The following is a 19,907-nucleotide window of genomic DNA, read 5'->3' as shown; positions in this document are numbered from 1 at the left end:
CCCCCCCCCCCCCCACGACCGGATCGGGTACGCGGGACCGGCGGCGGGCTTCGCCGGCGACCTCCCGCCGGCCGCCCCCGACCGGCTGCTGCTGCCCGGCCTGGTCGACCTGCACTGCCACGGCGGCGGCGGGCACGGCTTCCCGGACGGCGACACCGCCGGGGTCCGGGCCGCCGCCGCGCACCACCGCCGCGGCGGGACGACGACGCTGGTCGCCAGCCTGGTCTCCGCACCGACGGAGATCCTGCTGGCCCGGCTGGACGTGCTCGCGCCGCTGGTCCGCGCCGGCGAGCTGGCCGGGGTGCACCTGGAGGGCCCGTTCCTGTCGGCCGCCCGGTGCGGCGCGCAGGACCCGGCCGCCCTGCTGCCCGGCGACCCCGCGCTGCTGCGCCGGTTGCTGGCCGCGGGCGTCGTGGTCTCGGTGACGCTGGCCCCGGAGACCGCGCACGCCGACGAGCTGGTCGCCGTCCTCCGGGAGCACGGCGCGCTGCCCAGCTTCGGGCACACCGACGCCTCCGCGGCGACGACCACCGCTGCCGTCCGGTCGGCTGCCCGGACCGGGCGGGTGTCGGCCACCCACCTGTTCAACGGCATGCCGCCGATGCTGTCCCGCGCCCCGGGACCGGTCGCCGCCTGCCTGGCAGCGGCCGGTCGCGGCGAGCTGGTGGTCGAGCTGGTCGCCGACGGTGTGCACCTGGCGCCGGAGACCGTGGCCGCCGTGTTCGACCTGGTCGGTCCCGCGCAGGTCGCGCTGGTCAGCGATGCGATGGCCGCGGCCGGCATGCCCGACGGCGGGTACCGGCTCGGCGGGCTGCCGGTCACCGTCTCCGGCGGGGTCGCCCGGCTGACCACCGGGGGAGCCATCGCGGGCGGCACCTCCCGGCTGCTGGACGTCGTCCGCTGCACGGTGGCCGCCGGTGTCCCGCTCGCCGACGTGGTGCTGGCCGCGACGCAGACCCCGGCGGACCTGCTGGGCCGCACCGACGTCGGTCGGCTGGTCGCCGGTGCCCGTGCCGACGTGCTGGTGACCGATCCCGACCTCGCGCCCGTGGCGGTCCTCGCCGCGGGCACCCACCTGCTGGAGGACTGACCGTTGGAGCTCGTGCTGCTGCCCACCCCCGAGGACTGCGGGCGGGTCGTCGCCGACGCGGTGATCGCGTCGGTCACCGCCGCGCAGGCCGCCGGCGGGCCGGTCGCGCTGGGGCTGGCCACCGGGTCCTCCCCGCTGCGGGCCTACCGGGAGATGCAGGCCCGGCACCGCGCCGGCAGCTGGACGACGGCCGGCGTCCGGGCGTTCCTGCTCGACGAGTACGTGGGCCTGCCGGCCGGGCACCCGGAGTCCTACCGGGAGGTGATCCGCCGGGAGTGCACCGACGAGCTCGGCCTCGAGGTGCACGGTCCCGACGGGTCCGCCGACGACCCGATGCAGGCCGCCCTGGACTACGAGGCACAGCTGGAGGCGGCCGGGCCGGTCGCCGTCCAGGTGCTCGGCATCGGGGCCAACGGGCACGTCGGGTTCAACGAGCCGGGCTCCTCGCTGGCCAGCCGGACCCGGGTCAAGACGCTCACCGAGCGCACCCGGTCGGACAACGCCCGGTTCTTCGGGGACGACGTCGAGGCCGTGCCGCGGCACGTCATCACCCAGGGCCTGGCCACCATCGGCCGGGCCCGGCACCTGGTGCTGGTGGCCACCGGGGAGTCCAAGGCGGCCGCGGTCGCCGACGCCGTCGAGGGACCGGTCAGCGCCTCCTGCCCCGGGTCGGTGCTGCAGCTGCACCCGCACGTGACGGTGGTCGTCGACGAGGCCGCCGGTTCGCAGCTGGCCCGGGCCGAGTACTACCGCTACGTCCTGGCGCACAAGCTGGCGGCGCAGGGCTGGTGACACGATGAGCGCCGTGCCCGGGCCGCTGATCCAGGACGGGCCGGTGCCCAAGCACGAGCAGCTGCGCGGGCGGTTGACCGAGTTGGCCGCCCGCCTCCCGGCCGGCACGCCGCTCCCCGGCGAGCGGCAGCTGTGCGTCGAGCACGGGGTCAGCCGGATCACCGTCCGGGAGGCGATCGGCCAGCTGGTCAGCGAGGGCGTCCTGGTCCGGGTCCGCGGCAAGGGCACGTTCGTCGCCGAGCGGCCGGCCCGGTCCCGCCTGCACCTGGCCTCCTTCCACGAGGACATGCGGCGGTTGGGGCTGGCGGCGTCCACCGTCGTGCTGGACGTGGTCCGAGCCGTGCCGCCGCCGGTGACCCGGCGGGTGCTGGAGCTGCCGGCCGGTGCGCCGGCCTGGCACGTCCGCCGGCTGCGGCTGGCCGACGGCCAGCCGATGTCGGTCGACGACGGCTGGTACGTCGCCGACCTGCTGCCCGATCTCGGGGAGCGCGACCTCACCGGGTCGCTCTACACGCTGCTCGCCGACGAGTACGACTGCCCGGTCGACCGGGCAGAGCAGACCGTCCGCGCCGCGGAGGTCGACCGGGACACCGGGGTGCACCTGGGGGTGGCCCCGGGTCGGTCGGTGCTGGTGTTCGACCGGGTCTCCTCCAGCCGCGGACGGCCGGTGGAGCACGCGATCTCCACCTACCGCGGTGACCGCTACGAGGTGCAGATGGCGGTCGGGCTCAGCTGATCCACGTGGAACATCCGGGCACGCCGGCGGCCCGGTCGTCGCGGACGACGACCGGGCCGGGGCGCGTGCTGCCTAGCGGGTGCGGCGGGCGGTGAGGCTGAGGATCAGCCCCATGGCCAGGGCGAGCAGACCGGCGAGCAGCGGGGTGCCGAGGTCACTGCCGGTGTAGGCCAGCGAGGTCTCGTCGGACTGGGCGTCGGCCTGCGCGCCGGTGATGACCGGGGTGCCGTGCAGGGCGACCGGGGTGATGCCGAGCGGGGTGTCGGTGCGGGGGCCCTGCGGGTCCTCGGTGGCCGTCGGCGGGGTCACCGGGGGGACCGGGGTGGTCGGCGGGGTGGTGGTCGGGCCGCAGGCGGCGGAGGCGTTGCCGAGCAGGCTGATGGCGTTGCCGCAGGCGGTGACCGGGACGTCGACGTCGATGCCGCCGCCGGGGCCGCCGGTGCCGGTGGTGGCCGGGGAGCAGGTGGCCGAGGCGTTGCCGAGCAGGCCGATCGCGGTGCCGCAGACGGTCACGGGGACGTCGACGTCGAGGCCACCACCGGTGCCGGTGGTCGGGGTGCCCGTGCTGCCGGTGCCGGTGCCGGTGCCGGTGCCGGTGGTGGGCGTGGTGCAGGTGCCGGTGGCGGTGCCCAGGACGCCGATGCCGTTGCCGCAGGCGGTGACGGGGGCGTCGGCGTCGATCAGGGTGTCGGTCGCGCTGTTGCCCGTCGTGCCGGTGCCGGTGGTGCCGGTGGTCGGGGTGACCGAGCCGGTGCCGTTGCCGATGACGCCGATGCCGTTGCCGCCGACGAGGACGGGGGCATCGACGTCGGCCAGGTCAGCGCCGTCGGCCGGGGCGGCCGGGGTGGCCGGGGTGGGCGTGGCGCAGGTGCCTGTCCCGTCGCCCAGGACGCCGACCCCGTTGCCGCACGCGGTGACGGGGGCGTCGACGTCGACCACGGTGTCGGTCGAGCCGCTGGCCGACCCCGTCGCGGGGGTGCCGGTGGTCGGGGTGACCGAGCCGGTGCCGGTGCCCAGGACGCCGACGCCGTTCCCGCCGACGAGCACGGGCACGTCGACGTCGGCGATGTCGGCGCCGTCGGCCGGGGTGGCCGGCGCCGGGGTGGCGCCCGTGGCGGCGGCGTCGCCGAGCACGCCGACGGCGTTGCCGGTCACGGTGACCGGCAGGTCGACGTCCAGCAGAGCGCCGTCGGCGGCCGGGGCGGCCGGCGCGGGAGCCGGGGCCGGGGCCGGGGCGGTGGTGGCGGCGGTGGTGGTGGTGTCGCCGAGGATGCCGACGGCGTTGCCGCTGACGGTCACCGGCACAGAGACGCTGATCGCGCCCAGGTCCAGGGACAGGTCGGCGGCCGGTGCGGCCGGTGCGGCGGGTGCGGCGGTCGCGGTGCCGAGCACCGCGATCGCGTTGTCGGTGACCGTCACCGGGACGGTCAGGTCGATGCTGTCGTCGGCGGAGGCGATGCCGCTGCCGACGGCCAGGAGGCCGCCGGTGAGCAGCGCCGTCTGCAGGCCGCGCTTGATCCACAGGTTCATGGCAGGTGTCCTTCTCAGGGAGTGGTGCGGTGACTGAGGTGGACCGGTCCCGCACAGCGGGCGGGCCGGGTCGTGCCGTGCTCAGCGCGCAGAGGCTGAGTGGCGGACCGTCAGTCGGGGGAGAAGGAGGGGTCGAACGCGGTGTTGCCCGCGGCGTCGCGGGCGGTGTGCGCAGCCGCGGCGAGCCCGGAGGCGTCGGCGGCCACGACGGCGGCGGAGAGGTCCGCCGCGGTCTGGTCGGTGCTGCCGTGCCCACCGAGGGAGCCAGTCGACCCCGGCGCACCGGGGGCGGTCGGCGCCGGGGCGGCGGGGGCGACGGGGGAGTCCGCGGGCGCGGCCGGGGTGGCCGGGACGGCGGTGGTGGTGGGGGTGGTGGTCGTGGTCGAGGTGCCGGCGGCCCAGGGTGCGGTGGCCGAGCCGGCGGTGGTCATCGCGACCACCAGGCCGGCGTCGGCGCCGGCGAGCAGGGCGGTGGGGTCCACGACCGGGGCGAGCGCCGCGGTGGCCGGCGCGAGCGTGTCGACCACCGGAGCCAGGGCGTCGACGACGGGGGACAGGGCCTCGGTGACCGGGCTCAGGGCGCCGGTGACGGGGGTGAGTGCCCTGGTCAGCGGGGTGACGGCATCAAGGACGGGCTGCACGGCGGCCACCACCGGCGCCGCTGCGCGAACCACGGGCGCGACGGCCTGCGCCACCGGCGTGACAGCCTGGGCCACCGGCGCCACGACAGGTGCGACGACCTGCGTGACGACCGGTGCGACGGGGGCTACGACGGCCTGGGCCACCGGGGCGACGGTCTGCGCCACCGGGGCGACGACCTGCGCGACCGGGGTGGTCACCGGGGCCACGACCTGCGAGACCGGGGCGGCGACCTGGCCGACCAGGTCGGCGACCGGGGTGGTGATGCCCGACAGCAGAGTGCCGGCGGCGGGCTCCTCGGCCGAGGCGGAGGCGGCGGCCTGACCGGCCAGCCACAGGCCGACGCCGAGGCCGGCGACGGTGAGGACCCGGCCGGCGGTGCGGGACAGGTGGGCAGGGCGACGGAATCCGGACATCCTGCTCACCTCCACGCACGGTCATCGGGCGACTACGAATAGTCAACCGGACGGCAGCGTTCCGTGGAGGCCGAGCAGGGTCCCTCGATCGGTGGAGATGATGACCGGACGGTCACGTTCCGTCAGGACGGGATGGTGGACGGATCCCCGGCGACGGCGGTGGACAGCGCCGGCACGAGCTCGTCGAGCAGGTAGGGGAGCGACAGCGGGCTGGTGAAGTAGATCGCCCCGGCCAGCGTGCCGTCGGTGAAGACCAGGTTGCCGCCCTGGACCGCCCGCAGCGACCGGTACACCCCCAGCGACTCCAGCGCCGTCCGGTCCGCCGGCGACTCGGTGCCCCAGATCAGCACGTCGGCCTCGTCCAGCACCGAGGCCTGCTCCAGCGGGACGTAGGCCTGGCCCTCGGTGGCGAACTGGTAGAGCACCGCCGGGACCGTGAAGCCGAGGTCGGTGAGGAACGCCGTCGACAGGCCCTCCTGGTAGGCGATCAGGTCGCCCTCGTAGACCGCGTTCTGCAGGAAGACCGCCGGGGTGCCGGCGAACTCGGGGTGCGCGGCCGCCTCGTCGGCGAACCGGTCCTTGATCCCGTCGACCAGCTCCTGGGCCTCCTCGGCCTTGCCCAGCGCGGTGCCGATGGCGATCGTCTGCACGTCCCACGGCTCGAAGTACGCCTCCTCGGAGTGCGCGACGACCGGGGCGATGGCCGACAGGGTGTCGTAGTCGTCCTGCTCAAGCCCAGCGTTGGTCGCCACGATGAGGTCGGGGTCCAGCGCGGCGATGGCCTCGAACTGCAGGCCGTCGTCGGTGGTGAGCACGGTGGGCTCGGCGTCCCCGAGCGCGTCCTGCGCCCAGGGCCAGGTGGCGTACGGCTGCTCGCCGTACCACTCGGTCACCCCGACCGGGACGACGCCGAGGGCGAGCAGGGTGTCCTGCTCGGTGTAGCCGACGCTCACCACGCGGGTCGGCTCGGACTCCACGGTGGTGCTGCCGAACGCGTGCTCCACGGTGACCGGGAAGCCGTCGCCGCCCGCGGGGGCGTCCGCGCCGCCGTCCTCGGTCGACGATCCGCAGCCGGCGAGCAGCAGCCCGGCGAGGGCGACGGCGGCGAGGCGGGTGGTGGGCAGGCGCACGGGGAGCTCCAGGGGACGATGACGGAACGGCCCGCTGAGGTTAGGCTGCCCTATCATCGTAGGACAGTCCGCCAGCGCCCGGACGACGACGCCCAGCGCTCAGGAGGCCCGGTGACCGCCCTCGACGACGTCGTGACCGACGACCACCCCGGGTCGGCCGAGCGGGACGCCTGGACGTGCGCGTTCGACACCGAGGAGGGCGGCGCCTGGGGGCTGCACCGGCACGACCAGCACCAGCTGGTGTGGACGGCGGCCGGGTCGGCGCGGGCCGTGGCCGGGGGCCGCTCGTGGGTGCTGCCGCCGTCCCGCGCCCTGTTCGTGCCCGGCGGGGTGCCGCACGACGTCGTCCTCCGGCCGCCGGCCGCGCTGCACTGCCTCTACGTCTGGCCGCACGCCTGCCCGCTGCCCTGGACCCGACCGACCGTGGTCGCGGTGTCCGGGCTGCTCCGCGAGCTGCTGCTCGCGCTGGGCCAGACCGGCGGCGAGGGCCCGGTCGCCGCGCCGACCCTGGCGCTCGTGCTGCACGAGGTCGCCGGCGCCGCGGTCGCCGACGACGGGGTGGTGCTGCCCGAGGACCCCCGCGCGGCCGCCGTCGCCACCCGGCTGCTGGCCGACCCCGCCGACGATACCCCGCTCGCCGACTGGGCGGCCCGGCTGCGGGTGGGGGAGAGCACGCTGCGCCGGGCGTTCGTGACCGGCACCGGGCTGACCTGGACCGAGTGGCGCAGCCGTGCCCGGCTGCAGGCGGCGCTGGCGCTGCTCGAGCGGGGCCTGCCGGTCACGTCGGTCGCCGCGCGGGTCGGGTACGCCTCGGTGCACGGCTTCGGCACCGCGTTCCGCCGGCGCTACGGCACCAGCCCCGGCGCCTGGCGCAGCTAGCCGCGGACCGGTGTGGGGTGCCGGCGGGTCAGCAGCGCCGCGGCCGCCGACAGCACGACCACCAGGACGGCGAGCGCGATCGCCGCGGTCGTCAGCGAGGTCGCGGTGGCGATCTCGCCGACCCCGACCACCGGCACGGTGATGCCGAGGTAGGCGACGACGAAGAAGCTCGACGTCACCGCGGCCCGCTCGTCTGCCGAGGCCAGGCCGCCCACCCGCGAGACGGCGGACTGGAAGGAGAAGCCCACCCCAGCGCCGCCGACCACCGCGGAGAGCAGGAACAGCGGCAACGACCCGACGGCGAGCGCCACCACGACGAGGGCGGTGCCGGTCGGCAGCAGCGCGGCGCCGACGAGCGCGGCCCGGTCGGGGTCCCAGCGCTGCACCAGCAGCTGGCAGGCCACCGCCGCGGCGAACATGACCGCCACCGAGAACCCGACCAGCTGCGGGCCCGGGTCGCCGAGCTCCTGACCCAGGAACGAGGACGTGAGCGAGGTGAACAGCCCCAGGACGGCGAAGGCCGCGAACCCGCCCACCGCCGCCGCGGCGAACCGGGCCCGGGTCGCGCGCGGGACCGACAGCCGCTGCGGCCGCATCGCGCCGGCCAGGCTCTCGGTGCGCGGGCGGGTCTCGGGCACCAGCCCGATCGCCAGCACCGGCAGCAACAGGACCAGGAACGCGAGGTAGGGGCCGACCGTCGGGCCGGGCAGGTGCTGGGCGACCAGGCCGGAGACGACCGGGCCCAGGCCGAGGCCGCCCATGTTGGCCACGGTCGCCAGGGTGGTCGCCGTCCGGCGGTCGGGGTGCAGCTCGGCGATGGCCGCGGTCGCCGTCCCGGTGGTCAGGCCGACCGACAGCCCGGACAGCACGCGCGCGAACAGCAGGCCCGGCAGCGTCGGGGCGAGCAGGAAGACCAGCGTGGACAGCACCGCGATGCCGACCGCCAGCACCAGCACCGGGCGCCGGCCCAGCCGGTCGGACACCCCGCCGCCCAGCAGCAGCGCGGTCAGCGTGCCCACCGCGTAGGCGGCGAAGACGATCGTCACCTGCAGCTCGGACAGGTCCAGCGAGCGCACGTAGAACGGGTACAGCGGCGCCGGCACCGTCCCGCCCAGCATCACGACGGTGAAGATCCACACGACCAGCCCGACCGCACCCCGTGTCCGCACGCCGCAGACGGTAGGCCGGTGGCCTGCGCCTCCCGCACCCGTCTAGCTCGGCACGGATCATGGGCACTCCCGACGCGGAATGCGCAGGGACCACGCCGAGCCTCAGCGTCGGCGGGCGTGGAAGGCGCTGGCCATCTCTGCGCGGCAGGTGTCGGGCTGTGCGTGGGCGCGGCGGTGGCTGATGCGGAGCACCGCCCAGCCCTCGGCCAGGGCCGCGGCGTCCCGGCGCAGGTCGCGCTCGCGCTGGTCGGGTGCCCGGTGGTACGCGGCCCCGTCCAGCTCGAAGCCCAGCTTCACCTCCTCCAGGGCCCCGTCGAGGTGGATCGTCCCGATCGACGTCGCCACCGGGTGCTGGCGGGAGACGGTCGGCAGACCGGGGAGGTCGAACAGGTGGGTCAGGCCCCAGATCTCGAACTCGCTGTGCGATCCGCTGCCCACCAGCTCGAGCAGGTCCGCGAGCGCTCGTCGTCCCGGCAGCACCGGGTGGCGGGCGAGCTCACGGCGCACGCCGGCCACCGACACCTCGCGACGGCGGACCCCGCCGATGACCGCCTCCCGGGCCACCCGGACCGCCTCCGGTGAGCCCGACCGTCCGTGCGCCTCGCCCCAGGCGTCGACCAGTGCCCGGCGGGCGGTCACGAGCGGGAGCCCGTCGACCACCGACCACTCCGGCACGGTCGTCCGGTGGACGCGCAGCCACGGCGGCACCGGCGGGACGTGCCGGCGTCGGCCCACCGCCACGTGGGTGCGTGCGCCGGGGTGGCCCAGGAGGTCCCACAGCGTGAGCGCGGTCCGCCCGGTCAGCTGCCCGCCGCTCCACAGCACGGCGGCCGCAGCCCGGCCGCGCCACGTGTCGGCTGCACCGGGCAGTGCGAGCACGCCGGGAAGGGGGCGGACCAGCCGACCGGCACCGACCCAGCGGCTGATGCTGCCCGGGTCGGCGGCGCACAGCACCTGGGCGGTGGGCCGGACCCCGGTGGGACCGAGGAGGACGTGCAGGTCGGTGGTCACGGGTCCGACCGTGCAGCGAACACCCCCTCCGCAGGGCGCTCGCGGACGATCTGTGGACAGCCCACATCCCTGTGCACATCAGCTCGGCACGGATCCTGCGCACTCCGGCCGCGGGATGCGCAGGATCCGTGCCGAGCTACCAGGCGGTCAGCGGGGGAAGGGGTCCCTCGCCAGGCCCAGCTGGCTGACGCCGAGGTAGCCGCTGCGGAAGCCGGCCTCGCAGTAGGCGAGGTAGAACTCCCACATCCGGCGGAAGGTGCCGTCGAAGGCGCCCTCCAGCGAGGGCCACTCCGCGATGAAGCGCTCGCGCCACATCTGCAGGGTGACCGCGTAGTGCGGGCCCAGGTCCCGGCGCTCGACGACCGAGAGCGTCGTGTGCGCGGCCAGGTTGTCCTCGATCGACCGGATCGACGGGATGATCCCGCCGGGGAAGACGTACTTGTGGATCCAGGTGTAGCTGCGCCGGGTGGCCATCATCCGGTCGTGCGGCATGGTGATCGACTGCAGGCCGACCCGGCCGCCGGGGGCCAGCAAGGTGTCCAGCGCGGAGAAGTAGGTGGCCCAGAACTCCTCGCCGACCGCCTCGATCATCTCCACCGAGACGACGGCGTCGTACTGGCCGCGGGCGTCGCGGTAGTCGCACAGCTGGACGTCGACCAGGTGCGCCACCCCGGCGTCCTCGGCGCGCACCCGGGCCAGGGCCTGCTGCTCCGACGACAGCGTCAGCGTGGTCACCCGGGCGCCGCGCTGGGCGGCGCGGATCGCCAGCGCGCCCCAGCCGGAGCCGATCTCCAGCACGCTCATGCCCTCGCCCACCCGGGCCAGGTCGAGCACGCCGTCGATCTTGCGCAGCTGGGCGTCGACCAGGGAGTCGCCGGGCTCGAACCAGGCCGAGGAGTAGCTCATCGTCTCGTCGAGGAAGGTCTCGAAGAGCTGGTTGGACAGGTCGTAGTGCCGGCTGATGTTGTGCCGGCTGTTCTCCTTGGTGTTCACCTCGCCCATCGGCTGGGTGCGCTCGACCAGGTGCCGCATGCGCTGCAGCGCCGGGTGGATCAGCGAGGACATCCGGGCGGCGAACGGGCTGAGCAGGTCGGCGAGGTCGGTGCCAGGCCCCGTCGTCCAGTCGCCGGTCATGTAGGCCTCGCCGAAGCCGATCTTGGCGTCGGCGCCCAGGCGGTGGAAGACGTTGGCCGGGCGGACCAGCCGCATCACCGGGGCGTGCCGGTCACCGGAGCCCAGCACGGTGCCGTCGGGGAAGACCACCCGCACCGGCAGCGTCGACACCGCGTGCCGGAACAGCCGCTCGGCCACGGCCGCGCGCACCGGGGACCGCGGCGGGGTCGCCAGGCCGGGCCAGTGCGCCTCGTCCGGGCGGGGCACGGGGAACCGTGCGTCCTCGGTCCGGCTCTCGTTGTGGTGCACCGTGGTCATGACCTGTCCTCGATCGCTTCAAGGGAATGCTTCCGCGGGGTGTTCGTACCCACCCCCGGTACCGGATCGTGCGTCGGCCTGGGGACCACCGGCAACTTGCGCGCCCAGAGCCGGATCCCCTGCCACCTGATCAGGGCGGCCACCCACAGGCTCATGAACGGCCAGCGCAGGATCGTACGGACGACGGCCCCCGTGGTCGCCCGCCGCGCCGTGCCGCGCAGGGTGGCCACGAACGGCGTCCGCCCGCCCACCTGCAGCGCCATCGTCACGTGCAGCTGGTCGCCCGGACCGGAGAAGCGCATGAGGTACCGGCCGTCCACGGTGTTGAACGGCGAGACGTAGAAGTCCTTCTCCGCCTCCGACCGCCCGGCTTCGTCGGGGTGCAGCAGGTAGGCGTGCCGCTCCCCGTAGGTGTTGTGCACCTCGGCCACGATGCAGGCCAGCGATCCGTCGGCCCGGTAGCACCAGTGCGTCGACAGCGGGTTGAACACGTGCGGCCCGCTGCGCGCGTTGGCCATCATCACCACCCGGACGACGCCGTCCACGCCGTGCAGGCCGGCGAACCGGACCACGTTGGCCTTGATGGAGTCGGCAGGCTCGCCGAGGTGGTCGGCGGCGTCGAACCGGGCCGCCCAGCGCAGCCCGCGCGGCAGCACCGGCAGGTCGTCCAGGTCGACGGCCCACAGGTAGCCGCCGTACTCGAAGGAGTTCTCCAGCGGGTGCGAGCGGCGGTGCCCGACCCGGACGTCGTAGAGCGCCGGCAGCGTGGTCGGGCTCCAGTCGACGGTCGCGGGTCGGACGGCGGTCACCAGCCGCTGCCGAGGGACTCCGCGGCCCGCACGCCCGAGGCGCAGCCGTCCTCGTGGAAGCCCCACCCGTGGTAGGCCCCGGCGAACGCCGTCCGTCCGCTGTTGAGCTCGGGCAGCCGGCGCTGGGCGGCGACCGAGGTCGGGGTGTACTCCGGGTGGTCGTAGACCATCCGGCGCAGCACGGTGCCCGGGTCCACCCGGTCGACGGCGTTGAGCGACACCAGGTAGTCCACCGGCTCGTCGATCGCGTGCAGCTTGTTCATCCAGTACGTCACCTGGACGGCGGAGGTGTCGGTCGCGCAGCCGGGCATCCGGTAGTTCCACGACGCCTTGGCCGCCGCGGCCGCCGGCATGATCGAGGTGTCGGTGTGCAGCAGGGTCTCGTTGCGCGAGTAGGAGAAGGCCCCGAGGACGGCGCGCTCGTCGTCGGTCGGGTCGCCGAGCAGGGCCAGCGCCTGGTCGGGGTGGGTGGCCACCACGACGACGTCGGCCTCGTGCCGCTCGCCGTCGACGTCGACCAGCTCGACGCCGTCCACGTGCCGGGTCAGCGTCCGGATCCCGGTCGCGGTCTGCACCGCCGTCAGGCCCTTGGCCGCCTTCTCCACGTAGGCCCGCGAGCCGCCGGTCACCGTCCGCCACTGCGGGGAGCCGGAGACCGAGAGCATCCCGTGGTTGGCCAGGAACCGGAACAGGTACAGGGCGGGGTACTGCAGCGAGGTGCCGGTCCCCGAGGACCACACGCAGGACACGACCGGGACCATGAAGTGCCGGACGAAGTAGTCGGAGTAGCCACCCAGGGCCAGGAAGGCGCCGAGGGTCAGCCCGTCGAACTCACCGGTGCCGCCGGACCCGCGCTCGTGGTCGGCGCCGGCGAGCTCCAGCAGCCGGTGCGCCGACCGGTGGAACTTCTTCACCTCGACGAGCATCCGCAGGTAGGCCGGGTTGGCCAGCTGCTTGCGCTGGGCGAAGACGCCGGGCAGGCCGCGGGCCCCGGCGTACTCGAGCCCGCAGCCCTCGCAGACGATCGACATGCTCATCTCGGTCGGCTGGGTGGCCACCCCGAGCTCGGCGAAGAGCTTCAGCAGGTTCGGGTAGGTGCGCTCGTTGTGCACGATGAACCCGGTGTCGATCGGGATGACCCGGTCGTCGGGGGTCTCGACGTCGTGGGTGTGCGCGTGCCCGCCCAACCGCCCGTCGGTCTCGAACAGCGTCACGTCGTGCGTGCGCTGCAGGAGGTGCGCGGCGGTGAGCCCGGAGACCCCGGATCCCACGACGGCGGCGGTCGGTCGGTTGCGCACGGCGGACATCTTCTTCTCCTCGGCAGTCGGGGTGCCGTGCGGTACCCCACCGACGAGTCAGAGCGGGACCGCGAGACCCTCCGGGCTCGGCAGCTGCAGAGCGTTCGCCACGTCGGCCCGCATCGGTTCGAGACCGGTGCCGGCCAGGACGACGTCGCGGGCGAACCCGTGCCAGCGGTGGGCGCCGCGCAGCATGCTGTGCCCGCCGGGGGTGGTGAACCGGGCGACCCGCGCACCGGCCCGGCGGGCCCGGACGGCGAAGTCCGCGGACAGCTTGGCGGGCACCCAGCGGTCGCCCGAGCCGTGCAGGATCACCACGGTCTGGTCGCGCAGCTGCATCACCGGCTCGCCGGGCGGAGTCCACGGGGCCAGCGCGCAGACGGCGGTCACCTGCGGGTCGCCGCCGGCCTTCAGCGCGGCCCGGCCGCCCATCGAGTGCCCGACCAGCACGATCGGGACGTCCTTGCCGAGGTCGGCGCGCAACGCCTCGATCGACCAGTGCACGTCCTGGTAGGCGTCGGCGGCCTCGCCGTTCCAGCCCGCCACCCGGTAGCGGACAAGCGCGGTCTCGACCCCGCGGCCGCCCAGGTCGTCGCGCACGAAGCGCTCGAAGGCCCGCATCCGGACCAGGGACAGCGCCCGGTCCTTGGGCGGGGCCTGGCTGGCGGCCGTCCCGCCGTGGCAGAACAGGGCCACCCCCCGGGTCTCGCCGTCGACGGGGTGGCGTTCCAGCTGCGGGTCGGTCACGGGCACCGTTCGATGGTCGGCCGGAACCGGTTCGCCCGCACCCCCGAAGGGTGATCACCGGCCTCCTGGGCTGTGTGATCCGCACCGCTGTGCCGAGAAGGGGGCATGACCTCGTGGCTCGGTGGCTGGCGTGCGGGCACGTCCCTGGCCGCGGCCGAGTGGGAGCTGCGGCACCGCTGGATCGTCCGCGCCGCCCTCACCCAGGCGGTGGCCCTGGCCCTGCTGACCGGTGCGCTGGGGCACGGCCGCGGACCGGCGTCCTCGGTGCTGCTGCTCGCCGGGCTGCCGGCGGTGCTCGCCACCCGGGCCGGCTGGCCCGCCCGGCTGCGCACCGTGCTGGCCACGCTGAGCCTGACCGTGGGCGCCGCGACCCTCGTGCCGATCACCGGCCAGGGCGAGGCGTTCAGCTGGATGCTGCTGGCCATCGCGGTCAGCGCGCTGTACCAGGACTGGGTCATCGTCCCCACCGCGGTGGTGGTCGCCGTCGCCGAGTTCGGCGTGGTCGTCTACCACCCGGGCCGCACCGACCCCTACGACCTGCTGCCGGTGGTCGCCACCCTCCTGGTCTGCCTGGTGCACCACCGCACCTGGCAGCTCGCCGAGGACCGGGCCCGCACCGACCCGCTCACCGTGCTGGGCAACCGCCGCCGGCTGGAGGAGGCCACCGCCCGCCTGCTCCGCCACGACGGCCCGCTCAGCGTGCTGTTCCTGGACCTCGACGGCTTCAAGGCGGTCAACGACGGGCGCGGCCACCTGTTCGGCGACCAGCTCCTCGTCGAGGTCGCCGACCGGTTGCGGACCGGCGTGCGCGCCGACGACCTGGTGGTCCGGCTCGGCGGCGACGAGTTCGCCGTCCTGGTTCCGGGGGTGGCCACGCACGCCTCGGACGTCGCCCGCCGGCTGCAGGCGGCCATGCGGGTGCCGGTGCAGCTCACCGGTCGTCCGGTCACCGTCACCGCCAGCATCGGCGTGGCCACCACGGGCACGGCCGGACGGCGGGACGCCGAGGAGCTGCTGCGCAACGCCGACCTGGCGATGTACCAGGCCAAGGCGACCGGGCGGAACCGCGTGGTCAGCTTCGTGCCGGGCATGGCCGAGGCGGTCACCGACCGCGCCGCCCTCGCCGAGGACCTGACGGCCGCGATGGCCGCCGGCGACCAGCTCGCCGTGCACTACCAGCCCGTGGTCACCCTGCCCGGCGGGCAGGCGAGCGGGTACGAGGCGCTGCTCCGCTGGCGGCACCCCACCCGGGGACCCATCCCGCCGCTGCAGTTCATCCCGATCGCCGAGCAGACCGGTGCCATCACGGCGCTGGGCACCTGGGTGCTCCGGCAGGCCACCCGCGACGCGGTGACCGGGCTGGGCGGGGAGTGCGGTCCGAGCAAGGTCGCGGTCAACGTCTCGGCCGTGCAGCTGGCCGACCAGGACTTCGTCGGCACGGTCCGGGCCGCGCTGGCCGACAGCGGTCTGCCGGCCGAGCGGCTGGTGCTCGAGGTGACCGAGAGCGTGCTGGCCGACGACCTGGTGGCCGTCTGCGCCCGGCTGCAGCAGCTGCGCGACCTCGGGGTGCGCATCGCCATCGACGACTTCGGGACCGGCTACTCGAGCCTGTCCTACCTGCGCCAGCTGCCCGCCGACATCGTCAAGGTCGACCGCAGCTTCATCACCGACCTGGCCCGCGGCGGCGCGGCGACCACGCTGGTGGCCTCCATCGTCGAGCTGGCCCGGAGCCTGTCGCTGGACGTGGTGGCCGAGGGCGTGGAGACCGAGCTGCAGCGCGACACCCTCGCCGCGCTGGGCTGCACCTACGCGCAGGGCTACCTGTTCGGCCGGCCGGAGCCGGTCGCACCGGCCCCGGCGCAGCTGCCGCTCACAACCTGACGAGCATCTTCCCGGTGTTCCCGCCGCGCAGGAGGTCCAGGAACGCCGGGACGGCGGCGTCCAGCCCCTCGCGGACGGTCTCCCGGGCGGTCAGCTCGCCCGAGCGCAGCCAGCCGGTCACCGCCTCGGTGAACTGCGGGCGCAGGTCGGCGTGGTCGCCGACGATGAACCCGCGCAGGCTCAGCCGCTTGCCCACCACCAGGAACATGTTGCGCGGTCCGGCCGGCGGCTCGACGGCGTTGTAGCCGGAGATCGCGCCGCACAGCGCAGCCCGCCCGTGCTCCCGGAAGGCGCCGATCGCGGCCTCGAGGTGGTCACCGCCGACGTTGTCGAAGAAGACGTCGATGCCCCCGGGGGCCGCGGCGGCGAGCAGGTCGGCGACCGGTCCGTCGTGGTAGTCGAAGGCGGCGGTGAACCCGAGGTCCTCGGTCAGCCAGCGGACCTTCTCCGGCGTCCCGGCGCTGCCCACGACGCTGCCGGCCCCCGACAGCCGGGCGAACTGGCCGACCAGGCTGCCCACGGCGCCCGCGGCACCGGAGACGAAGACGTCGTCGCCGGGCTCGAAGGCGGCCAGCCGGTGCAGCCCGGCCCAGGCGGTGAGCCCGGGCATGCCCAGCACGCCCAGGTGCCAGGTCACCGGGACGTCGTCGGCGTCGGGGCGGACCGAGACCTCGGTGTCGGCGAGCACGGCGACGTCCCGCCAGGCCGCGTTGCTCACCACGAGCGCACCCTCGGGCACCCGGGACGAGCGGGAGGCCACGACCCGGCCGACCGCGCCGCCCTGCATCGTCTCGCCGAGCTCCCAGGCGGGGGCGTAGGACGGGCCGGCGTTCATCCGGCCGCGCATGTACGGGTCCACCGACATGGCCAGGTTCTGCACCACGACCTGGCCCTCGGTCGGGTCCGGGCGCTGCAGCTCGACGGTGGCGAAGTCGGTGGGCACGGGCTCGCCGTGGGGGCGGGCGACCAGCTGGACCTCGCGCGTGGTGATCGGCATACCCCTTCCAGTGCGGGCGCGGGGTGGTCTGTTCCCGGTCGGCGGGGTTGCGGGCCGGTCCTACATTCGGGCCATGTCGTTCTTCTCCCGTGCCAAGACGCGCTCGGTCACCGCGGAGGACGCCCTGCCGGGCCGGTCCCGGGTGCTGCCGCACATCCCCGAGCTGCACGCGGTCAACGGCAACCGCATCCAGCCGCCGTTCCCGGAGGGGATGCAGACCGCGGTCTTCGGCGCTGGCTGCTTCTGGGGCGTGGAGAAGGTGTTCTGGCAGCACGCGGGCGTGTACTCGACCGCCGCGGGCTACGCCGGGGGCTTCACCCCGAACCCGACGTACGAGGAGGTCTGCTCGGCGCGCACCGGGCACACCGAGGTCGTGCTGGTGGTCTTCGACCCCGCCGTCGTCTCCTACGACGTGCTGCTCAAGGAGTTCTGGGAGGAGCACGACCCCACCCAGGGCATGCGCCAGGGCAACGACGTCGGCACCCAGTACCGCTCGGCGATCTACGTCACCTCGCCCGAGCAGCAGGCCGCCGCCGAGGCCTCGCGCGACCAGTACCAGGCCCGGTTGAAGGCCGCGGGCTACGGCGCGATCACCACCGAGATCCTGCCGCTGGGCGACTTCTACTACGCCGAGGACCACCACCAGCAGTACCTCTACAAGGTCCCCCACGGCTACTGCCCGGTCAACGGCACCGGCGTCAGCTGCCCGGTTGGCCTCACCGGCGTCTGAGACACCTCCACCCCCCAGCGTCGATCAGGGGGGTGCCCCGAAGTCCGTCCTCCTGCGCCAGATCTGGTGCAGGAGGACGGACTTCCGTGCAGGGGGACGACGACCGGTGGGGCAGAGTGGGCCGAGTGCCTGACGCCTTCCTCGACCAGCTGACCCGGTACCCCGACGTCGAGGCGCCCGACCTGGTCGCGGTGGACGCCACCGACCGGCTGCTGCTCGACGAGGCCGCGGCCGGCATCGCCGCGCACCCCGAAGGCGTGCTGACCGTCGACGACACGCACGGTGCGCTGACCCTCGGCGCGATCGCGCTGCACGGCGCCACCGGCGTCCGGGTGCACACCGACCAGCGGGTCGCCGAGCTGGCCCTGGCCGCCAACGCCGAGCGCACCGGGGTGACCGGCTTCCAGGTGCTGCCGGTGCTGGACGCCGCTGGCGCCCGGGTCGTGCTGGTGCAGGCGCCCAAGTCCCTGGACGCGCTGCGCGAGATCGCCGAGACCGTCGCCGCCGGCGCGGACCCCTCCGTCACGCTGTACGTCGGCGGCCGGGTCAAGCACATGACGCACGCGATGAACGGCGTGCTGGCCGACTCCTTCGACGCCGTTCACGCCACCCTCGCCCGGCAGAAGTCGCGGGTGCTGGTGGCCACCGGACCGCGACCGGGCGCCTCGTCCTTCCCACGGGTCGCCGAGCACGCCGACCTGGGACTCACCGTCGCCGCGCACGGCGCCGCGTTCGCCGGGACCAAGGTCGACATCGGCACCCGGGCGCTGCTGCGCGCGCTGCCCGAGCAGGGCTCGGGCACCGCGGTCGACCTGGGCTGCGGCACCGGGGTGCTGGCCGTCGCGCTGGCCCGGGCCGGGTTCGACGTGCTGGCGTCGGACGCCTCCGCGGCCGCGGTGGCCTCCGCGCGGGCCACCGCCGCCGCCAACGGGGTGGCCGACCGGGTGACCGTGGTGCGCGACGACGCGCTGGCCGGGGTGGCGCCGGGCAGCGTCGACCTGGTCGCCTGCAACCCGCCCTTCCACCAGGGGACGACGGTGCACGCCGGGATCGCCGAGCGGTTGTTCGAGGCGGCGGCGCGGGTGCTCCGACCCGGTGGCCAGCTGCTGTGCGTCTACAACTCCCACCTGCCGCACCGGGACGCGCTGCGGCGCATCGTCGGCCCCACCCGCCAGGTCTCGCGAGACCCGAAGTTCACCGTCACCGCTTCCACCAAGCCCGGCGGGGGCGGCATCCGGCGGGTGTCGTGAGCGCCGCCGCGGACCGCCGGCGGGCCGCCGACCTGCTCGAGGAGCTCGCCGCCCGGACGACGCCGGGCCGGTGGACCACCCGCGGCCTGCTCGCCACCCGCCCGGAGGTCGTCGCGCAGCTCCCGGACGGCGGCACCCAGCACGTCGCCGAGGCCCGGGCCGGCACCGCCGGCTGGATCAGCACGCTCTCCCCGGCGCTGGCCGGGCCGATCGCCGCCTGGCTGCGCCGGGCCGGGGACGACGACGCCGAGGCCGCCGCGGTGGCCCGGCTGCTGCTCGGGGAGCCGTAGACGCCGGGGGCCGACCAGGTCCAGGCTGTGCCGGCATGAGCAGACGGACGGTGCTGGCGCTGCTGGGTGGGCTGGTCGTCGTGGGGGTGGTGGCCGCGCTGCTGGTCTTCGAGCCGTGGCGGTTGTGGACCAGCAGCACCGTGGACGAGGCGCTGCCCGTGGTGGTCGAGCCGGTGCTCCAGCCCGACCTCGCGCCGACGCCCGGCCCGGCGTCGTCGGCACCGCCGCCGCCCGCCGAGCCGGTGGAGCTGGCCGCGGGTGCCTTCGAGGACGGCGAGCACGCCACGACCGGCACCGCCCGGATCATCGAGCTGGCCGACGGCAGCCGGTTCCTGCGGCTGGAGGACTTCGCCACCTCCGACGGTCCCGACGTCGTCGTGTGGCTCACCGACCGGCCCAGCGGCGGGGAGTGGGGGAGCTACGACGACGGCCGGTTCGTCGAGCTCGGCGACCTGACGGCCACCAACGGCAACCAGAACTACCCGATCCCCGCCGACGTCGACCTGGCCGGGCTCACCTCGGTGGTGGTCTGGTGCGACCGCTTCGACGTCGCCTTCGGCACCGCCCCGGTCTCAGTGGGCTAGGCCGCCCCGCCGGTTGACCACGGGGGGCTGCACCGACCAGGGGAAGTCGATCCAGGCGTCGGTGCGCCTCCAGACGTAGTCGCACTTCACCACCGAGCGGGGCTTCTCGTAGACCACCGCGGACCGGACCTCGGCGACGTAGCCGGTGCAGAAGTCGCGCACCAGCTCCAGCGTCTTGCCGGTGTCGGCGACGTCGTCGGCGATGAGCACGTTCGCGCCGGTCAGGTCCACCCGGTCCAGGTTCGGCGGCAGCATCACCGGCAGCTCGAGCCGCTCGTCGACGCCGGTGTAGAACTCCACGTTCATCACGAAGAGGTTCTTCACGTCCAGCGCGTAGCCCAGCGCCCCGCCCAGGAACAGTCCGCCGCGCGCGATGGCCAGGATCAGGTCGGGCTCGAAGCCGTCGTCGGCGACCTGCTGGGCCAGGTCGCGGCCCGCCGTCCCGAACATCTCGTAGGTGAGCGTCTCCCGCTCCGGTGCCGTCACACCGGACATGCT

The 19,907-nt window shown here is 75.1% G+C and carries 20 protein-coding genes; 9 read left to right on the top strand and 11 right to left on the bottom strand.

The window, feature by feature from the left end:
• The 3 genes from UXQ13_RS16395 to UXQ13_RS16385 form a co-directional block, all read left to right on the top strand.
• Positions 1-1,090 (top strand): N-acetylglucosamine-6-phosphate deacetylase (locus UXQ13_RS16395; RefSeq protein ID WP_336392556.1); only part of this gene is annotated, 1,090 nt, incomplete at its 5' end.
• 12 nt (positions 1,091-1,102) lie between these two features.
• A complete protein-coding gene (locus tag UXQ13_RS16390; protein ID WP_336392557.1) occupies positions 1,103-1,882 on the top strand; it encodes a glucosamine-6-phosphate deaminase in 780 nt (259 codons plus the stop codon).
• A gap of 4 nt (positions 1,883-1,886) precedes the next feature.
• Positions 1,887-2,618, top strand: coding sequence for a GntR family transcriptional regulator (locus UXQ13_RS16385; RefSeq protein WP_336392555.1), 732 nt, complete (start codon positions 1,887-1,889; stop codon positions 2,616-2,618).
• A 72-nt stretch (positions 2,619-2,690) separates the two neighbouring features.
• Here UXQ13_RS16385 and UXQ13_RS16380 read toward each other — a convergent pair whose 3' ends face one another.
• The 3 genes from UXQ13_RS16380 to UXQ13_RS16370 all read right to left on the bottom strand — a co-directional run bounded on the left by UXQ13_RS16380 (position 2,691) and on the right by UXQ13_RS16370 (position 6,333).
• On the bottom strand, positions 2,691-4,148 hold the full coding sequence (locus tag UXQ13_RS16380; protein ID WP_336392554.1) for a hypothetical protein: 1,458 nt from the start codon (positions 4,146-4,148) through the stop codon (positions 2,691-2,693).
• Positions 4,149-4,258: 110 nt separating this feature from the next.
• Positions 4,259-5,203, bottom strand: coding sequence for a hypothetical protein (locus tag UXQ13_RS16375; protein WP_336392553.1), 945 nt, complete (start codon positions 5,201-5,203; stop codon positions 4,259-4,261).
• 122 nt (positions 5,204-5,325) lie between these two features.
• The gene (locus UXQ13_RS16370; protein WP_225233827.1) at positions 5,326-6,333 is read right to left on the bottom strand and encodes an ABC transporter substrate-binding protein; all 1,008 of its coding nucleotides are present in this window, start codon (positions 6,331-6,333) and stop codon (positions 5,326-5,328) included.
• 111 nt (positions 6,334-6,444) lie between these two features.
• On the opposite strand from UXQ13_RS16370, the gene UXQ13_RS16365 reads away from it, so the two are divergent.
• On the top strand, positions 6,445-7,212 hold the full coding sequence (locus tag UXQ13_RS16365; protein WP_336392552.1) for an AraC family transcriptional regulator: 768 nt from the start codon (positions 6,445-6,447) through the stop codon (positions 7,210-7,212).
• On the opposite strand, the gene UXQ13_RS16360 is transcribed toward UXQ13_RS16365, so the two are convergent.
• From UXQ13_RS16360 to UXQ13_RS16335, 6 genes are all read right to left on the bottom strand, one after another.
• Complete coding sequence (locus tag UXQ13_RS16360; RefSeq protein ID WP_225233829.1) at positions 7,209-8,381, bottom strand: MFS transporter; 1,173 nt, start codon at positions 8,379-8,381, stop codon at positions 7,209-7,211. The two genes, UXQ13_RS16365 and UXQ13_RS16360, sit on opposite strands and share 4 nt — an antisense overlap.
• Before the next feature lie 102 nt (positions 8,382-8,483).
• The gene (locus UXQ13_RS16355) at positions 8,484-9,392 is read right to left on the bottom strand and encodes a DUF559 domain-containing protein (RefSeq protein WP_336392551.1); all 909 of its coding nucleotides are present in this window, start codon (positions 9,390-9,392) and stop codon (positions 8,484-8,486) included.
• Positions 9,393-9,539: 147 nt separating this feature from the next.
• On the bottom strand, positions 9,540-10,823 hold the full coding sequence (locus UXQ13_RS16350; RefSeq protein ID WP_225233831.1) for an SAM-dependent methyltransferase: 1,284 nt from the start codon (positions 10,821-10,823) through the stop codon (positions 9,540-9,542).
• Entirely contained in the window at positions 10,820-11,632 is an 813-nt protein-coding gene (locus UXQ13_RS16345; RefSeq protein ID WP_225233832.1) for a DUF1365 domain-containing protein, read from the bottom strand. The genes UXQ13_RS16350 and UXQ13_RS16345 overlap by 4 nt, the downstream gene beginning before the upstream one ends.
• Positions 11,629-12,930, bottom strand: coding sequence for an NAD(P)/FAD-dependent oxidoreductase (locus tag UXQ13_RS16340; RefSeq protein ID WP_336392550.1), 1,302 nt, complete (start codon positions 12,928-12,930; stop codon positions 11,629-11,631). The genes UXQ13_RS16345 and UXQ13_RS16340 overlap by 4 nt, the downstream gene beginning before the upstream one ends.
• A gap of 57 nt (positions 12,931-12,987) precedes the next feature.
• Positions 12,988-13,677: an alpha/beta hydrolase gene (locus tag UXQ13_RS16335; RefSeq protein ID WP_225233834.1), complete on the bottom strand. Its 690-nt coding sequence runs from the start codon at positions 13,675-13,677 to the stop codon at positions 12,988-12,990.
• Positions 13,678-13,782: 105 nt separating this feature from the next.
• On the opposite strand from UXQ13_RS16335, the gene UXQ13_RS16330 reads away from it, so the two are divergent.
• Positions 13,783-15,558, top strand: coding sequence for a putative bifunctional diguanylate cyclase/phosphodiesterase (locus UXQ13_RS16330; protein WP_336392549.1), 1,776 nt, complete (start codon positions 13,783-13,785; stop codon positions 15,556-15,558).
• Here UXQ13_RS16330 and UXQ13_RS16325 read toward each other — a convergent pair.
• On the bottom strand, positions 15,548-16,555 hold the full coding sequence (locus UXQ13_RS16325) for an NADP-dependent oxidoreductase (protein WP_225233836.1): 1,008 nt from the start codon (positions 16,553-16,555) through the stop codon (positions 15,548-15,550). The genes UXQ13_RS16330 and UXQ13_RS16325 overlap by 11 nt on opposite strands.
• Before the next feature lie 73 nt (positions 16,556-16,628).
• Between UXQ13_RS16325 and msrA the strand changes: the two genes are divergently transcribed.
• The 4 genes from msrA to UXQ13_RS16305 all read left to right on the top strand — a co-directional run bounded on the left by msrA (position 16,629) and on the right by UXQ13_RS16305 (position 19,409).
• Positions 16,629-17,285, top strand: a complete 657-nt coding sequence (msrA, locus tag UXQ13_RS16320) for a peptide-methionine (S)-S-oxide reductase MsrA (RefSeq protein ID WP_225233837.1) — start codon at positions 16,629-16,631, stop codon at positions 17,283-17,285.
• Between the two features lie 125 nt (positions 17,286-17,410).
• Positions 17,411-18,535 carry a class I SAM-dependent methyltransferase gene (locus UXQ13_RS16315; RefSeq protein WP_336392548.1) on the top strand — a complete coding sequence of 375 codons (1,125 nt, stop codon included), beginning with the start codon at positions 17,411-17,413 and terminating at the stop codon, positions 18,533-18,535.
• Entirely contained in the window at positions 18,532-18,825 is a 294-nt protein-coding gene (locus tag UXQ13_RS16310) for a hypothetical protein (protein ID WP_336392547.1), read from the top strand. The genes UXQ13_RS16315 and UXQ13_RS16310 overlap by 4 nt, the downstream gene beginning before the upstream one ends.
• 35 nt (positions 18,826-18,860) lie before the next feature.
• A complete protein-coding gene (locus UXQ13_RS16305) occupies positions 18,861-19,409 on the top strand; it encodes a DM13 domain-containing protein (protein WP_336392546.1) in 549 nt (182 codons plus the stop codon).
• Here UXQ13_RS16305 and UXQ13_RS16300 read toward each other — a convergent pair.
• Positions 19,398-19,904: a phosphoribosyltransferase gene (locus UXQ13_RS16300; protein ID WP_336392545.1), complete on the bottom strand. Its 507-nt coding sequence runs from the start codon at positions 19,902-19,904 to the stop codon at positions 19,398-19,400. The genes UXQ13_RS16305 and UXQ13_RS16300 overlap by 12 nt on opposite strands.
• Positions 19,905-19,907 lie beyond the last annotated feature (3 nt).

Source organism: Klenkia terrae, assembly GCF_037083865.1.
Taxonomy (GTDB): Bacteria; Actinomycetota; Actinomycetes; order Mycobacteriales; family Geodermatophilaceae; genus Klenkia; species Klenkia terrae.
This window is presented reverse-complemented; position numbering and strand designations above follow the sequence as displayed.

Bases quoted from the DNA above. Each gene is read 5' to 3' on its own strand.
- UXQ13_RS16385 (WP_336392555.1), top strand. From the start codon at position 1,887: ATGAGCGCCGTGCCCGGGCCGCTGATCCAGGACGGGCCGGTGCCCAAG.
- UXQ13_RS16380 (WP_336392554.1), bottom strand. From the start codon at position 4,148: ATGAACCTGTGGATCAAGCGCGGCCTGCAGACGGCGCTGCTCACCGGC.
- UXQ13_RS16375 (WP_336392553.1), bottom strand. From the start codon at position 5,203: ATGTCCGGATTCCGTCGCCCTGCCCACCTGTCCCGCACCGCCGGCCGG.
- UXQ13_RS16350 (WP_225233831.1), bottom strand. From the start codon at position 10,823: ATGACCACGGTGCACCACAACGAGAGCCGGACCGAGGACGCACGGTTC.
- UXQ13_RS16330 (WP_336392549.1), top strand. From the start codon at position 13,783: ATGACCTCGTGGCTCGGTGGCTGGCGTGCGGGCACGTCCCTGGCCGCG.
- UXQ13_RS16325 (WP_225233836.1), bottom strand. From the start codon at position 16,555: ATGCCGATCACCACGCGCGAGGTCCAGCTGGTCGCCCGCCCCCACGGC.
- msrA (WP_225233837.1), top strand. From the start codon at position 16,629: ATGTCGTTCTTCTCCCGTGCCAAGACGCGCTCGGTCACCGCGGAGGAC.
- UXQ13_RS16305 (WP_336392546.1), top strand. From the start codon at position 18,861: ATGAGCAGACGGACGGTGCTGGCGCTGCTGGGTGGGCTGGTCGTCGTG.
- UXQ13_RS16300 (WP_336392545.1), bottom strand. From the start codon at position 19,904: ATGTCCGGTGTGACGGCACCGGAGCGGGAGACGCTCACCTACGAGATG.